At 72.4% G+C, this 14,642-nt stretch carries 15 protein-coding genes; 11 read left to right on the top strand and 4 right to left on the bottom strand.

All coding sequences use genetic code 11. The features are described 5' to 3' along the window. Positions 1-120 precede the first annotated feature (120 nt). Entirely contained in the window at positions 121-750 is a 630-nt protein-coding gene (locus tag KPL60_RS29370; RefSeq protein ID WP_226367823.1) for a TetR/AcrR family transcriptional regulator, read from the bottom strand. 236 nt (positions 751-986) lie between these two features. Here KPL60_RS29370 and KPL60_RS29365 point away from each other — a divergent pair, with 236 nt between their 5' ends. Continuing rightward, positions 987-2,567, top strand: a complete 1,581-nt coding sequence (locus tag KPL60_RS29365; protein WP_226367822.1) for an alpha/beta hydrolase — start codon at positions 987-989, stop codon at positions 2,565-2,567. Positions 2,568-2,613: 46 nt separating this feature from the next. Beyond that, complete coding sequence (locus KPL60_RS29360; RefSeq protein WP_226367821.1) at positions 2,614-3,204, top strand: hypothetical protein; 591 nt, start codon at positions 2,614-2,616, stop codon at positions 3,202-3,204. A 212-nt stretch (positions 3,205-3,416) separates the two neighbouring features. Here the strand turns inward: KPL60_RS29360 and KPL60_RS29355 are convergent, their stop codons facing one another. Then, positions 3,417-3,875, bottom strand: a complete 459-nt coding sequence (locus KPL60_RS29355) for a MarR family winged helix-turn-helix transcriptional regulator (RefSeq protein ID WP_226367820.1) — start codon at positions 3,873-3,875, stop codon at positions 3,417-3,419. Between the two features lie 49 nt (positions 3,876-3,924). Here KPL60_RS29355 and KPL60_RS29350 point away from each other — a divergent pair, with 49 nt between their 5' ends. Beyond that, the gene (locus KPL60_RS29350; RefSeq protein WP_226367819.1) at positions 3,925-4,419 is read left to right on the top strand and encodes a pyridoxamine 5'-phosphate oxidase; all 495 of its coding nucleotides are present in this window, start codon (positions 3,925-3,927) and stop codon (positions 4,417-4,419) included. Between the two features lie 64 nt (positions 4,420-4,483). Here KPL60_RS29350 and KPL60_RS29345 read toward each other — a convergent pair whose 3' ends face one another. After that, on the bottom strand, positions 4,484-5,425 hold the full coding sequence (locus tag KPL60_RS29345; RefSeq protein WP_226367818.1) for a GlxA family transcriptional regulator: 942 nt from the start codon (positions 5,423-5,425) through the stop codon (positions 4,484-4,486). 121 nt (positions 5,426-5,546) lie between these two features. Here KPL60_RS29345 and KPL60_RS29340 point away from each other — a divergent pair, with 121 nt between their 5' ends. Genes KPL60_RS29340 through KPL60_RS29330 form a run of 3 tightly spaced genes read left to right on the top strand, consistent with a single transcriptional unit; the run spans position 5,547 to position 7,625 of the window. Further along, positions 5,547-6,215, top strand: a complete 669-nt coding sequence (locus KPL60_RS29340) for a DJ-1/PfpI family protein (protein ID WP_226367817.1) — start codon at positions 5,547-5,549, stop codon at positions 6,213-6,215. After that, positions 6,212-6,619 (top strand): hypothetical protein, encoded by a 408-nt coding sequence (locus KPL60_RS29335; protein ID WP_226367816.1) that lies wholly within the window; start codon positions 6,212-6,214, stop codon positions 6,617-6,619. Before KPL60_RS29340 ends, KPL60_RS29335 begins: the two co-directional genes overlap by 4 nt. Before the next feature lie 46 nt (positions 6,620-6,665). Then, positions 6,666-7,625, top strand: coding sequence for a ferritin-like domain-containing protein (locus KPL60_RS29330; RefSeq protein ID WP_374228776.1), 960 nt, complete (start codon positions 6,666-6,668; stop codon positions 7,623-7,625). Positions 7,626-7,694: 69 nt separating this feature from the next. Here KPL60_RS29330 and KPL60_RS29325 read toward each other — a convergent pair whose 3' ends face one another. Next, complete coding sequence (locus KPL60_RS29325) at positions 7,695-8,408, bottom strand: GAF and ANTAR domain-containing protein (protein WP_226367815.1); 714 nt, start codon at positions 8,406-8,408, stop codon at positions 7,695-7,697. A gap of 146 nt (positions 8,409-8,554) precedes the next feature. Between KPL60_RS29325 and KPL60_RS29320 the strand changes: the two genes are divergently transcribed. From KPL60_RS29320 to KPL60_RS29300, 5 genes are all read left to right on the top strand, one after another. Then, a complete protein-coding gene (locus KPL60_RS29320; protein ID WP_226367814.1) occupies positions 8,555-9,502 on the top strand; it encodes an acyl-CoA desaturase in 948 nt (315 codons plus the stop codon). A gap of 62 nt (positions 9,503-9,564) precedes the next feature. Next, on the top strand, positions 9,565-9,873 hold the full coding sequence (locus tag KPL60_RS29315) for a YciI family protein (protein WP_226367813.1): 309 nt from the start codon (positions 9,565-9,567) through the stop codon (positions 9,871-9,873). A 159-nt stretch (positions 9,874-10,032) separates the two neighbouring features. Continuing rightward, positions 10,033-11,568: a long-chain fatty acid--CoA ligase gene (locus KPL60_RS29310; protein WP_226367812.1), complete on the top strand. Its 1,536-nt coding sequence runs from the start codon at positions 10,033-10,035 to the stop codon at positions 11,566-11,568. A gap of 45 nt (positions 11,569-11,613) precedes the next feature. Continuing rightward, a complete protein-coding gene (locus KPL60_RS29305) occupies positions 11,614-12,612 on the top strand; it encodes an LLM class flavin-dependent oxidoreductase (RefSeq protein WP_208822968.1) in 999 nt (332 codons plus the stop codon). A gap of 73 nt (positions 12,613-12,685) precedes the next feature. Continuing rightward, positions 12,686-14,641, top strand: a complete 1,956-nt coding sequence (locus KPL60_RS29300) for an acetoacetate--CoA ligase (RefSeq protein ID WP_226367811.1) — start codon at positions 12,686-12,688, stop codon at positions 14,639-14,641. Position 14,642: the final 1 nt, after the last annotated feature.

Raw genomic sequence — 14,642 nt, 5'->3', positions numbered from 1 at the left:
GCGGCGCCGCCGGACGAGTACGGGCGGCGGAGTCGGATGATCGTGAGCTGAAAGTGGACGACGGGCGTCGCGGCCCCCTGATGACGTGGCGCTACGGCGATGTCGGTGGCGCCGGCGTGCTCAGGGCCCCGATCGCTCCACCGGTGCCTCCCGGCGAGGCGGGTAGGCGTCCCTTATGCGGTGCAGGGTGTTCGTCACGACGGCGCGGACATCCGCCTCCTGCAGGGGGGTCGAGGACAGGGCCGAACCGAGCGAGAAGCCTTCGACCAGGGTCAGCAGCAGGAGCGCTTCGCGGTGCAGCGCCTCGTCGTCGATCACGCGGTCGGCGAGTGCCTCGCGCAGGAGTGCCCGGATCGCCTTTGCGGCCGCGAGCGAGGTCGTGGCGACCTCGGCTGCGAACTGCGGATCCGTGCGCGCCATCACCCTGTACTCGACGAGCGCGATGTTCTCCTTGCGTTCCTGCTCGCTGGTGGGTGCGACGAACACGACCAGATCGGCGACCCGGCTCGCCGGGTCCCCGGACAGCTGCGGGTTGCGGTGCTCGGCGCGCTGGAGCAGGACCCTCAACGTGAACGACATGACCTCCCTCAGGTTGTCGCCGAAGTAGTGCCGGATGCTCCCGATGGCCAGGCCTGAGCGGGTGGCGATCCGCGCGAGGGTCACCGAGCGAAGTCCGTGTGCGGCGATCTCGTCGATCACGGCGTCGGCGACCTGCGCTCGCCGGGTGTCCGGGTCGACGCGTCTGGGCATGGCTCCAAAATATCGTCCCGTTATGGCATGAGCATGCTATCTTTCTAGCATGCTCATGCCAGGAACGGTGTCGTCCAGGGACTAGGGCCCACCTCTCACCGTCCTCGCCGAGCCCACAGCGATCCGCGTCCGGCGTCTCCCGGTCACGGCCGGCAGGTCCTTCCTCCTCTGCAGGTCGTCGACCCGGCCGGGCGCGCATCGCCGTCGCCGACCCTGCGACCCGACCCAGGAGAGACATGTCCTCGTATCGCCGACGCCCGTACCGATCGGGACGGGCCGCTTCCCGTCTCGCCGCGGCCATCACCGTCATCCCCGTCGTCCTGCTGGCGGCCTGCACGTCGACGACCCCGCCGGCGCCCGGTGGTCAGGCGGACTCGGCCGCCTATCTGACGCAGGAGCTCGACTGGGGCGGCTGCACGGACACCGCGACGAACGCCGCGGACGCCGAGCTGTTCGCGAACCCCGCACTCGAGTGTGCGTCGGTCGAGGTTCCGCTCGACTACGGCGCCCCGGAGGGCGTGAGGGCGCGGATCGCCCTCACGCGTCTCCCCGCCCGGGGAGAGGCCGAGGGGTCACTGCTGATCAACCCCGGCGGCCCCGGCGGATCCGGCACCAGCTTCGTGGCGTCCTTCCTGCCCCAGTGGCAGAACGGTCCCGTCGCCGAGCGCTTCGACATCGTCGGCTTCGACCCGCGCGGGATCGGAGCGTCGACCCCGGCCCTCGACTGCTACACCGACGAGGAGTACGACGCCGGAGATGTTCCCCGGTTCGGCGCCGTCTACGACATCACCAGCGCCGAGCAGGCGGTGGACCACGCGCAGCGCTGCATCGACGGCTCCGGAGGCGTCGAGAACCTCGTCAACGCCGGATCGGCGAACGTCGTGCGCGACATGGACATCCTGCGGGAGGTCCTCGGCGACGAGCGGCTGACCTACCTCGGCTACAGCTACGGCTCCGAGATCGGCGCCATGTACCTCGCCGCGCACCCCGACAAGGTCCGTGCCGTCGTGCTCGACAGCGCCGTCGGACCCGACTGGACACCGAGCGAGCTCCGCCTCGCCCAGTTCGCCGCCTCCCAGGCCCGGTTCGACGAGGTCGCCGCGCTCTGCGCCCGGTCGGCCGACTGTGTCCTCGGGCCCGATCCCGCAGCGGCGAACGATCGTCTGCACGAGATCGTCGCACCGCTGGTCGAGACCCCGGCGGCCACCACCGACGGCAGGGCCGTGAGCGTCTGGGACGTCTATCTGGGGATCACGGCGGGTCAGGCCGCGGAGGCGCACTGGCCCGACCTCATCTCCGCCCTGACCGAACTCGACGCGGGCAACGCCGACGAGATCCTGGCCCTGCGCGACGGCTTCTACAGCCGCACCGCCGACGGGGTCTACACCACCGACATCGACACGAACATCGCCGTGCGCTGCATGGACTGGCCCCGCCTGAGCGCGGAGGAGCAGACCGTGCTCGCGCGCGAGGTCGGGAACGTCGCGCCGATGTTCGACATCGACCTGCTGACGGCGGGGACCTATCACAGCGAGTGCGAGGCGTGGCCCGCACCGCCGACACGCGACGAACCGTGGCTGCCCGCCGATCTCGAGGGCCTGCCCGAGACGCTCGTCGTGGGGATCACCGGTGATCCCGCGACGCCCTACGAGGGCAGCGTCTCCATGGCACGAACCCTCGACGCGAGCCTGCTCACCGTCGACGGCAAGCAGCACGGCGCCTACCTCCTCGGTGGCAGTACGTGCGTCGACGTTGCGGTCGACGCCTACCTGCTCGACCTCGAGACCCCGCCGGTCGATGCCCGATGCAGCCTCTGACCGGACGGCCGAGGACCGCTCCCACTGACAGGACGAGGTGACGACGATGCTCCGACCCGTTCGACTCCACCAGGCACTGAGCCGCACCGTCCACACGATCACGCTGCCGGACCCCGATGGGCCGGCCGTCTGGGCCGTCGAGACCCGCACCACCGAGGACCACCGCGCCCGGCTCTACCGGGACGGGCAGCGCACCAGCACGGCCGAGATGCCCGCCACCTTCACCGTCCCCGGAGGGAGGATCGAGGTCGACGCCGGGTTGTACGGCGTCACCCGGGTCCATCTCGTCACCCCCGACGGACGGGAACGCAGACTGGCCCCGGCTCCGGGGACCCTGGAGCACCGGCGCGCAGTCCTGACCCGGGACCACCCTCGTCTGAGCAGGGGGATCGCCGCCACCGCCGTGATGATCCTGCTGGTCAACCTCGTCCTCGCCGCACCCGTATGGCTCGAGATGGTCAGCTCGATCCCGGAGGTGGCGGACCGGTTCGGGACGTTCACCTCGCCGGTGATCCTGCCCGGCTGGCTGCTCGGGACCCTCACGGTCGCCGGTGTCGTCGCCGCCATGGAACGAGCAGTCACCTGGCGGCACAACCGCATCGTCGACGCCGAGACCATCTGGACCTCGCTCCAGTAGTCGCTTCCCGTGCCCCGCGTGACCCGCGGACGCTGCGCGCAGTGGCCCGGGGGTGTGCACCGTGGGACGGCGATCGGACACGGGTCGGCAGGTCGGAGCGCGGCGTGACCGGTGTACGGACGTGTACGCGGTAGGTCCTCGGTTCGATCCCGACCTCCGGCTCCGGCCTCGACCGGAGTACGCCCGTCCCGAGGCCCGGTTCCCCCGCGTGGTCACTGTGGTGGGCGGACCCGGCGTTCCCGGGCCGCGTCCGCGCCGACCCATTCCAGGGCCTGGTTCGCGGTGGATCGCAGTGCGCGTACCCGGTCGGCGCCGAGTGTCTCGCCCAGCTCGGCCTCGAGTTCGGCGCGCACACGGCGGGTCGTCTCGACGGCGTCGCGGCCCCGTGTGGACAGGGCGATCCGGCGGGTCCGGGCGTCGGACGGGTCGGGTTCGCGGCTGAGGTAGCCGAGATCGACCAGCTCGCCGACCGCTTTCGAGGCGGCCTGCTGGGTGACGCCCATCCGCACGGCGATCTCCCCGATCGACCGCGGCCCGTCGACGACGTGCTGGACGAGGTAGCCGTGCGAGGTGCGCAGGTACGGGTGTCCGGCGGCCCGTACCCGCTGCAACGCCCGGTCGGTGAGTGCTGCCCCGGCGAGGGTGACGGCGGTGACGAGGTCCCAGTCCATTCCACCACCATAGTTGTGCAACCATGGTTGTGCATCTACGGTGGCCGGCATGCCGTCCTCGACGCCCACTCCGCAGCCCGACCCGACCGGATTCGTGACGATCGCGCACCGCGTCGTCTGGTGTGCGATGGCCACCGTCGACGTCCGGGGGCGGCCGCGGTCGCGGATCGTGCACCCGGTGTGGACGATCGGCACGGACGGTGTGCCGGTCGGGCGGATCGTGTCCCGGCGCGGGTCGCCGAAGGCGGCGCACCTGGCCGGGACGCCCTTCGCCTCGTGTGCCTACCGGGGCGAGGACCACACCGTCGCGGTCGCCGAGTGCGAGGCCGGGTGGGATCCGCAGCCGGACTGGGACCTGTTCCGCGTGCCGCCGTATCCGGTGGGTTTCGAGCCGGACGCGATGTTCGCCGGCGGGACCGGGTCGCCCGACGCCGGGGTGGTCGTGTTGCGGCCCTGGCGGCTGCGCTGGGCCGAGGGCGGCGATCTGGCGGCCGGACACGCCCAGCAGGTGTGGAGGGCATCGGACGCGGTCTCGACCCGGTGAGCGTGGGGCCGTCTGCGGTCTCCCGCTCCACGTCCCCCGACGCCCCCTCCGGCGACCCGCCGGCTCAGCCCCGGCCGAACGTCCGCCGGTAGGCCCCCGGGTTGACCCCGACGGTCTGGACGAACTGGGCGCGGAAGTTGCTCGGCGACGGGAACCCGACCTGCGCGGCGATCCGCTCGACGGTGTGGTCGGTGAGCTCCAGGAGCTCCTGCGCGTGCCGGACGCGGACGCCGGTGAGCCACTGGATCGGGCTCTGCCCCGTCTCGGCGTGGAAGCGCCGCGTCAGGGTGCGGCTGCTCGTGCCGGCCGCGGCCGCGATGTCGGCGAGGGCGAGCGGCCGGTGTGCGTTCTCCTCGATCCAGGCCAGGGTCGCCTCCAGCGTCGCGGTGCGGTGCGTCGGGCGGTTGCGCAGGACGAACTGGCCCTGGCCGCCGGTGCGCTGCAGGGGGGCGACGGCCAGCCGGGCCGCGTCGGCCGCCACCGCGACACCGTGGTCGCGCTCGACGATGTGCAGGCACAGGTCGAGCCCCGCCGACGCGCCCGCCGACGTCAGGACCTGGCCGTTGTCGGTGAACAGCACGTCGGCGTCGACGTGGACGGCCGGGTGGCGGCGGGCGAGCTCCTCGGCGGCGAGCCAGTGCGTGGTCGCCCGCAGCCCGTCGAGCAGCCCCGCCTCGGCGAGGGTGAACGCGCCCACGCAGATCGACGCCAGCCGGGTCCCCGCAGCCGCGGCCGCACGCAGCGCCTCGACGACCGCGGGCGGCGTCGGCGCGGAGGTGTCGTTGCGGCCGGGGACCACGACGAGGTCCGCCCGGCGCACCTCGTCGAGCCCGGCGCCGACGCCGATGCGCAGCGGTCCCGCGCCGACCTCCGGCTCCGGCCCGGCCACGACGATCCGGTAGCCCGGGCGTCCGTCCGGCAGCCGCACGCGCCCGAGCGTCTCGACCGGCGTGGCCAGATCGAATGCGATCACGTCCTCCAGTGCCAGCACCACGACCGTGTACACAAGACGAAGCTAGCCCACTGTGGGGTGGCTGGATACAGGTGTTCATTGTCCAGATAGACGGTGGTCGCGCCCGTCGCCGGCGCGCACGATGGCGATGGACGCCCCAGCGAGAGGACCCGCCGTGCCCCACCCCCGTGTGCAGTTCGTGCTCTTCGACGGCTTCGACCCGCTCGACGTCATCGCGCCGTGCGAGGTCCTGACCGCCGGGAGCGACGTCCTCGGCGGCGCGCTCGACATCGGATTCGTGTCCGCTGAGGGCCCCCGGGACGTCGTCTCCGGGGTCCCCGGCATCACGCTCGCCGCCACCGCGGCGCTGGACCCGACCGCGCCCGGCTACGTCGTGGTGCCCGGGGCCGCGGGCCCGGTCGACGGCGACCCGGACGAGATCGACACCATCCCCGTGCTGCTCTCCCGGTTCGCGGCCGGGCCCGCGGCCCCGCTGCTGCGCGCCTGCCTGGACCACACCGCCGTCACCGTCGCGACGGTCTGCGGCGGGTCGCTCGCGCTGGCCATGGCCGGACTCCTGGAGGGCCGGACGGCGACCACACACGTCCTCGGTGTGGACCTGCTGGAGGCGGCCGGCGTCACCGCCGTGCGTGCCCGCGTCGTCGACGACGGCGACCTCGTCACCGCGGGCGGTGTCACCTCCGGCCTCGACCTCGGGCTCCACCTGCTCGAACGCGACTTCGGCCCGCGGATCGCGCACGCCGTCGAGGAGCTGTTCGAGTACGAGCGCCGGGGGACCGCCTGGCGGGACACCGGCCTCGTCGCGGCGGAGGGGGCCGCGTGAGCACCGGCGTCGCCGGGACCTGGCACCTGCGGATGAGGACGCCGATCGGCACCATCGACGCCGACTACCGGTTCACCGAGACCGACGGTGGCCTGACCGGCACCGCCGTCGGCGCGGGCGAGACGACGACGCTGGACGACGTCGTCCGCACCCCGACGCCCGAGGGGGAGCGCCTCACCTGGACGCAGCGGGTCACCCGGCCGATGCGGCTGAACCTCGAGTACGACGTGGTGGTCACCGGTGACACGCTCGTCGGCCACTCCCGGGCCGGACGCCTGCCCCGCACCGCCGTCTCCGGTGAGCGGACGGGCGACCGACGGCGGGCGTCACCCGATGGTCCGCGTGTCGTTGGGAGGGCGGAGGGTCCCGTTCCGGTGACCGTCCACGATCCGATCTCGGAGTGACGGCCCCGGACCCGGCCGCCTCGTCGGGCAGACACGGGGAGATCTCGTGTTCCACGGTTTCACGTCGAAGTTCCTGAACGACTCCATCGAGCGCAGCACCGAGAGCGGGATGGACCGCCGCCGGTTCCTGCGTGCCGCGGGCCTGACCGGTGCCGGGGTGGCCGGGCTCGGCCTGCTCGGCGCCGGCATCGCCTCGGCGGGCGAGGAGGGCTCGGGCGAGGGCGACGACGGCGGCGTCTCCGACGCGGCCGTCCTCAACTTCGCCCTCAACCTCGAGTACCTGGAGGCGGAGTTCTACCTGCGTGCGGTCACCGGCGACGGGCTGAAGGACTCCCAGATCGACGGCAAGGGCGAGCTCGGCGGCGTCACCGGCGGCTACCCGGTGAAGTTCGAGACCCGCATCGGCCGCCAGTACGCCGAGGAGATCGCCCAGGACGAGCGCGCGCACGTCGACTTCCTGCGTGCGGCACTCGGCGACGCGAAGGTCGCCCGCCCCGAGATCGATCTGCAGGCGGCCTTCACCGCCGCCGCGCAGGCCGCCGGGGTGATCGGGAAGGGCGAGACGTTCGACCCGTTCAAGGACGAGACGAGCTTCCTGCTGGGCGCGTTCATCTTCGAGGACGTCGGCGTCACCGCCTACAAGGGCGCGGCCCCGCTGGTGTCGAACAAGACGTTCCTGGAGGCGGCCGCGGGCATCCTGGCGGTCGAGGCGTACCACGCCGGCCTCGTCCGGACCCTGCTGCTGCAGGGCGGCGGGGCCGAGGCCGTCGGGAAGATCTCCGACGCCCGAGACTCCCTCGACGGCCCGTCCGACCTCGACCAGGGGATCGTCGACGGGAACGGCAACGCCAACATCGTCCCGGCCGACGAGAACTCGATCGCGTTCTCCCGCACGCCGGGCCAGGTGCTCAACATCGTCTACCTGAACCCGGAGGCGGTCACCTCCGGCGGGTTCTTCCCGGCCGGTGTGAACGGTGCGGTGAACACGAGCGACGCCAACGGCTGACGGCCGTCGCGGAGGCCGCCGGTCCCGGGCGCGACCGGGACCGGCGGCACCCGCGCGTCGCGCACACGATCAGGTCCCCAGGACGTGCGACGGGTCGACCCGCCGTTCCACGACCGCGGACGCGACCTCGGTCAGGGGGCGCCCGCGCCGGCGGGCGTGGGTGCGCAGGTGCTCGAACGCCGTCGTGACGTCGATTCCCGCGTGCGCCGAGAGCGCCCCCTTCGCCTGTTCGACGACGATCCGGCTCTGCAGTGCCTCCCGCAGCTGGGCGTTCTCGCGCGCGACGCGCACCCGTTCCAGGACGCGGTCGATCCCGACGGCCGCCGCCTCGGCGAGGACCCGCGCGGCGTCGAGGTCGGGCGCCGAGGAGCTCCGGCCGAGGATCAGCAGCGCGCCGTGTCCCGCCGTCCCCGCTCCCGCCGTGCCGTGGCCGACGGGGAACGCCCACGCCGACCCGAGGTCGGCCGTCGTCGCCTTCGCGACGAAGGCGAGCCAGCGGGCCCGCTCACCGGCGAGGTCGACGCTGACGACCGGGCGGCCGCTGCGGGCGCACTCGCCGCCGGGGCCCTGTCCGAAGCCCGCCGACAGCACCTCCCGCGACCCCCGCGGCCCCGAGGTGACGACGCCGCGCACGGCCCCCTCGGAGTGGAGCGCGGCGCCCGCGGTCAGCCCGGTGAACCCGCCCGCCGCGCGGACCAGGGCCTCGAGCACCCCGGACGGGTCGGCGGCCTCGCCCGCCACGATCCCGAGGACCAGCTCGCCGACGTCCGCAGAGGTGCGCATCGCACAGCGTTCGGAACCTCCGGGGGGTCCGGTTCTGCTCCCGGGGGTACGGGATCGAGCGAACGGCCCAGCCGAGGAGATACCCCCTCCCACACAGGGGGGCCAGCAGGACTGTGCCGGCACCCGTCACACGATGTAGTGGAGCCATGACAACACTCGACGCGGCGCCGGCTCCCACGAAGAGCGGGCCCGCACCCGTCCTGGACGGGAAGCGTCCTCCGGGCGAGATGTTCCTGGTGGGGCTGTTCGTCGTCCTGCCGACCCTGGCGCTGCTCGCGGCCGTCCCCCTTGCCTGGAGCGTGGGCTTCCTGGGCTGGACCGACGTCGTGCTGGCTTTCGTCTTCTACTACGTGAGCTGCCTCGGCGTCACGGTCGGGTTCCACCGGTACTTCACCCACGGCGCGTTCAAGGCGAAGCGCCCGCTGCGGATCGCGCTGGCGATCGCGGGCAGCCTGTCGCTGCAGGGCAGCGTGCTCGACTGGGTCGGTGACCACCGCCGGCACCACGCGTTCTCCGACAAGGAGGGCGACCCGCACTCGCCGTGGCTCTACGGCACCGGCCCGATGGCCCTGGTCAAGGGTTTCTGGCACGCCCACCTGGGCTGGCTGTTCCAGCGCGACCTGACCAACATGAAGCGGTTCGCGCCGGACCTGCTGGAGGACCGCGACATCGCGCGCGTCGACAAGGCGTTCCCGCTGATCGTCGTCGCGAGCCTGCTCGGCCCGGCACTGCTCGGCGGTCTGATCACGATGTCCTGGTGGGGCGCGCTGACCGCGCTGTTCTGGGCGGGCTTCGTCCGCGTCGCGGTGCTGCACCACGTCACCTGGTCGATCAACTCGATCTGCCACATCTGGGGCGAGCGCCCGTTCGCGGCGCGTGACCGGTCCGCCAACGTCTGGTGGCTGGCCCTGCTGTCCTGCGGCGAGTCCTGGCACAACCTGCACCACGCCGACCCGACCTGCGCCCGGCACGGCGTGAAGAAGGGTCAGATCGACATCTCCGCCGTGGTCATCCGCGGTCTCGAGAAGGCGGGCTGGGCGACGAACGTCCGCTGGCCCACCACCCGTCGCCTGGAGCGCCTCGCGGCGAAGTGACGACGACGAACGGCGACGCCGACGGCAACCCCGTCGGCGTCGTCGCGTGCGAGGATCGCGGTGTGGCCACGACCTTCGCACTGATCTACACCTACACCGACGACACGGAGCTCCGGGACGCCACGCGTCCGGCCCACCGTGACTACCTGCGTCCCTTCGCCGAGGACGGGACGATGCTCGTCGCCGGTGCCTGGGCCCCGGGCGAGGCCCCGGGCGGCCTGCTGATCTTCCGCGTCGAGGACCGGGCCGCCGTGCAGGCGATCGTCGACGCGGACCCGTTCTCCACGGCCGGCGTCGTGGCCCGCGCCGAGATCCGCGAGTGGGCGCCGCCGCTGGGCCCGCTGGCCGGGTCGCTGACCGGACAGGCGTAGGCACCCCCCGGCACCACGACGGCGGACGGACCGGGACCACCTTCCCGGGCCGTCCGCCGTCGGCGTTCCCCACCCCGGTCGGGCAGGAAATCTTGACAACTGTCCAGATTCCCGCCACGGTCGTCGCTGTCCGCAACGGTGCAGATCCGGGGAGCCGCGATGTCGCTGACCTTCTACCTCGACAAGGGCGCCTCCCTCGATCCCGCGGCCCCCTGCCTGACCCTCGACGGCACGACGCTGTCCTACGGCGACGTCGTCGAGCTCTCGTACTCCGTCGCGCGGGCGCTGCGACGCTCCGGCGTCGCGCCGGGGGACAAGGTCGGCATCCTCTCGGCGAACGACCCGACCGCGTTCTCCTGCGTGTTCGGCATCGCCCGCGCCGGTGCGGTGTGGTGCCCGATCAACCCGCGCAACGCGGCGGGTGAGACCGCCGAGCTGCTCGACCTGTTCGACTGCACCACGCTCATCTACCAGCCCTCCTTCGACGGCCTGGTCGCCGAGATCGCCCCGGACCTTCCGCAGCTGACCACCCTGGTGCGCCTCGGTGACCCCGGCCCGGACGGCCGTGCCGTGGCCTTCGACGCCTGGCTCGACGCCGCCCGCGACGACCCGTCCGCCGAGGCGGCACCGCCCGACGAGATCGTGGCGCTGGTCGGCACCGGCGGCACCACCGGGCGTCCCAAGGGCGTGCTGCTGACCGACCGCAGCGTCGAGACGATGTCGGCGATCACGCTGATGAGCTACCCGTTCGACGAGCGGCCGGTCTACCTCGCGCTGGCGCCGCTGACCCACGCCGCGGGCGTCCTGTGCTTCCCGGTGATGGCCCGCGGCGGCGAGGTCGTGATCATGGCGAAGCCCGACGTCGGGCGGTTCCTGGAGCTCATCGAGGCGCACCGGGTGACGCACACGTTCCTGCCGCCGACGCTGATCTACATGGTCCTCGGCCACGAGGCGCTCGACGCGACGGACCTGTCGTCGCTGCAGTGCTTCTGGTACGGCGCGGCCCCGATGTCGGTGGCCCGGCTGACCGAGGCTCTGACCCGGATCGGCCCGATGGCGCAGCTGTTCGGCCAGTCCGAGGCGCCGATGATGATCTCGACGATGTCCCCGGCCGAGCACCGCAGGCCCGACGGGAGCATCGACACCGAGCGGCTGTCCTCGGCGGGGCGCCCGTCGCCGCTGGTCACCGTCGCGATCCTGGACCAGCAGGGACACCCGGTCCCGCGCGGCGAGCGCGGTGAGATCTGCGTCCGCGGCTCGCTGGTGATGGCCGGCTACCACCGCAACCCCGAGGCCACCGCGGAGGTGTCCGCGCACGGCTGGCACCACACCGGCGACATCGGCCGGCTCGACGACGACGGCTTCCTGTACATCGTCGACCGCGCCAAGGACATGGTGATCACCGGCGGCTTCAACGTGTACTCCGCCGAGGTGGAGCAGGCCCTGATGGCGCACGACGCCGTCCGGGACTGCGCGGTGGTCGGCCTGCCCGACGAGAAGTGGGGCGAACGGGTCACCGCGGTGGTCCAGCCCCAGCCCGGTGCCGAGATCGACACCGGCGAACTGGCCGCGTTCGTCAAGGCGCGCATCGGTTCCGTGAAGACCCCCAAGCAGATCGAGATCTGGACCGATCTCCCGCGCTCGACTGTGGGTAAAGTTCTCAAGAACGAGATCCGAGTCACACTCTCCCGTTAGCGACACCGTAAGCGACACTGTCATGCCGCAAGGAGGCAGCATCACATGAAGCTCGCTCTGTACCTCCCCAACTTCCGCGACCTCGTCACGGTCAAGGAGCTGGAGGACCTCACCGCGCTCGCCGAGGACCTGGACTTCGACTCGGTCTGGACGCTCGACCGGATCGTCGTCCCGGAGAAGTCCGACCGCCAGGAGCTGCAGTACTCGTTCGGCATGATGGACGGGCTGCCGAACGCCCTGCCGGTATCCTCGCGCGGCAAGTGGTTCCAGGGCTACCCGCTGATCCCGTGGCTCGCCGCGAAGACCACCAAGGTCCGTATCGGGATGAGCATCATCGACACGCCGTTCCGCTCGCCCGGCGTCCTCGCCGCGGAGCTGGCGACCATCGACCACCTCTCCGGCGGCCGGCTCAACGTCGGTGTCGGTTCCGGCTGGATGCCCGAGGAGTTCGCCGCGGCGAGCGCCGCGCACATCTTCCCGAAGCGCCACAAGCACGTGCGCGAGTCGATCGAGATCATGCAGGGCGTCTGGGACAAGAGCGCCGACCACTACGAGTTCCACGGCGAGTTCGCCGACTTCGAGGCGTGCGGCTTCGGGCACAAGCCGCTGCAGGACCCGCGCCCGCCGATCTTCATGAGCGGCCTCAAGGACCCGCTGCGCTCGGCGCGCCGGATCACCAAGTACGACCTCGACGGCTGGATCGGCATCCAGGACTCGCCCGAGGGCCTCGCCAAGTGGATCACCGCCATCGACGAGCAGTTCGAGGAGATCGGCAGCCCGAAGCGGGCCAAGGACCTCGAGATCTGCTCGATGATCTGGACGGTCATCACCGACGAGGAGGTCGACCAGACCGTCAACGGCGTCGCGTCGAACCTGCTGGTGGGCACCGAGAAGCAGCTCACCGACCGGCTCAAGGCGTACAAGGAGGCGGGCATGACCATGCCGCTGATCTGGCCGCCGTTCGCCGACGTCCCGGTGTCGAAGACGCTCGACGACCTCAAGCGGATCAAGAACGACATCATGCCGAAGGTGCTCGCCTCCTGACACGGACGAGCCGGTGGCGGGCCCGTTCCCCGGTGGGCGGGCCCGCCACCGCACGGCACGAGAGGTGACCGGCATGGCCGACGACGTCCTCTGGACCCCGCCCGCGGAACGCGTCGAGCGGTCCGCGCTGCGCGCCTACCTCGACTGGCTGGCCGAGCGGGAGGGCCGCCCGTTCGACGACCACGACGCCCTGCACGCGTGGTCGGTCGCCGACGTCGACCGGTTCTGGCGTTCGGTCGTCGACCACTACGACGTCGCGTTCTCGACGCCGTGGGAGCAGGTCCGCACCGCGGACGCCATGCCGCACACCCGGTGGTTCACCGGGGCCCGGCTGAACTGGGCCGACCACGCGCTGCGCCGCGGCGCCGACGACGACCCCGCCCTGGTGTGCGTGCAGGAGGGCGGCACCCCTGCCCGTGAGATCACCTGGGCGCAGCTGCGCCGCTCGGTCGCGGCCGCCGCCGGCTGGCTGCGCCGGGCCGGGGTGCGCCCCGGCGACCGGGTCTGCGCCTACCTGCCCAACACCGAGCACGCCGTGATCGGGCTGCTGGCCGCGGCCGCGGTCGGCGCGGTCTGGTCGTGCTGCTCGCCGGACTTCGGCGCCGAGGGCACCATCGGACGGCTCGCCCAGCTCGAACCGACCGTGCTCGTCGTCGCCGACGGCTACCACTGGAACGGCAGGCAGGTCGACCGCGCCGACGTCGTCGCGCGGCTGCGGGCCGAGCTGCCGACCGTGCGCCACGTCGTGCACGTCCCGTACGTGTTCGACCGGCCCGCCCCCGAGGGCACGACGCCGTGGGACGAGCTGCTCGCCGTCGACGCCGAACCGGAGTTCGCGCAGGTCGAGTTCTCGCACCCGCTGTGGGTGCTGTTCACCTCCGGCACCACCGGCCTGCCGAAGGGCCTCGTGCACGGTCACGGCGGCATCACCCTCGAGGGCCTGAAGTGGTCCGGGCTGTACTGCGGCCTGCGGCCCGGCGAGCGCATGTTCACCTACACCTCCACCGGCTGGGCGCTGTGGAACATGCACCTCGGCGCGCTCACCCAGGGCGCGAGCATCGTGCTCTACGAGGGCAGCCCCGGCCACCCGCCCGGCGCGGTCTGGGAGGCCGCCGCCCGGACCGGCGCCGACGTCGTCCTGATGGGGGCGGCGGTGGTGACCGCGACGGCGAACACCGGTGTCTCCCCGCGCGCCGAGCACGACCTGTCCCGGGTGCGGCACGTGATGGTCAGCGGCTCCGCGCTGCCCCCGGCCGGCTACGACTGGTTGTACGAGCACGTCTCACCGGACCTGCGGATCGACTCCACCAGCGGCGGCACCGACATCTCCGGCTCCTTCGTCGGCGCGAACGAGTACTCCCCGGTCCGGGCGGGCCGGATCGGCGGGCGGCTGGCCGGCGTCGACTGCGCCGCGTGGGACGACGACGGCAACCCGGTCGTCGACGAGGTCGGGGACCTGGTCGTCACCCAGCCGATGCCGTCGATGCCGGTGCATCTGTGGAACGACCCCGGCGCCGAGCGCTACACCGACTCCTACTTCGACACCTGGCCCGGCGTCTGGCGGCACGGCGACTGGGTGACCGTGCACGGCGACGGCAGCGTCTCCATCCACGGCCGCTCGGACTCCACGCTGAACCGGCAGGGCGTGCGGCTGGGCAGCGGCGACTTCTACGACGTCCTGGAGACGATGGAGGAGATCACCGAGGCCCTGGTCGTCGGCGTCGACCTCCCCGACGACGGGTACTGGCTGGGCCTGTTCGTCGTCCCGGCCGAGGGCCACCCGCTCGACTACGCGCTCCGGGAGAAGATCGTCACGACGCTGCGGACCCGGCTCACCGCGCGGCACGTGCCCGACGAGATCGTCGAGGCACCCGCGGTGCCGCACACGCTCAGCGGCAAGCGGCTGGAGGTGCCGATCAAGAAGCTGATGGCCGGGCGCCCGCTGGAGCGGGCCGCCAACATCGCCTCGGTCGACGACCCCGAGGCGCTGCGCTGGTACGCGCGCTTCGCCGCCGAACGGCAGGGCTGAC

The organism is Pseudonocardia sp. ICBG162 (assembly GCF_020496225.1).
In the GTDB taxonomy this organism is placed as follows: domain Bacteria; phylum Actinomycetota; class Actinomycetes; order Mycobacteriales; family Pseudonocardiaceae; genus Pseudonocardia; species Pseudonocardia alni.
Note: the sequence above shows the minus strand (reverse complement) of the source record. Positions and strands in the feature narration are given on the sequence as shown.

Bases quoted from the DNA above. Each gene is read 5' to 3' on its own strand.
- KPL60_RS29320 (WP_226367814.1), top strand. From the start codon at position 8,555: ATGACAACACTCGACGCGGCGCCGGCTCCCACGAAGAGCGGGCCCGCA.
- KPL60_RS29310 (WP_226367812.1), top strand. From the start codon at position 10,033: ATGTCGCTGACCTTCTACCTCGACAAGGGCGCCTCCCTCGATCCCGCG.
- KPL60_RS29305 (WP_208822968.1), top strand. From the start codon at position 11,614: ATGAAGCTCGCTCTGTACCTCCCCAACTTCCGCGACCTCGTCACGGTC.
- KPL60_RS29300 (WP_226367811.1), top strand. From the start codon at position 12,686: ATGGCCGACGACGTCCTCTGGACCCCGCCCGCGGAACGCGTCGAGCGG.
- KPL60_RS29370 (WP_226367823.1), bottom strand. From the start codon at position 750: ATGCCCAGACGCGTCGACCCGGACACCCGGCGAGCGCAGGTCGCCGAC.
- KPL60_RS29350 (WP_226367819.1), top strand. From the start codon at position 3,925: ATGCCGTCCTCGACGCCCACTCCGCAGCCCGACCCGACCGGATTCGTG.
- KPL60_RS29325 (WP_226367815.1), bottom strand. From the start codon at position 8,408: ATGCGCACCTCTGCGGACGTCGGCGAGCTGGTCCTCGGGATCGTGGCG.
- KPL60_RS29355 (WP_226367820.1), bottom strand. From the start codon at position 3,875: ATGGACTGGGACCTCGTCACCGCCGTCACCCTCGCCGGGGCAGCACTC.
- KPL60_RS29360 (WP_226367821.1), top strand. From the start codon at position 2,614: ATGCTCCGACCCGTTCGACTCCACCAGGCACTGAGCCGCACCGTCCAC.
- KPL60_RS29365 (WP_226367822.1), top strand. From the start codon at position 987: ATGTCCTCGTATCGCCGACGCCCGTACCGATCGGGACGGGCCGCTTCC.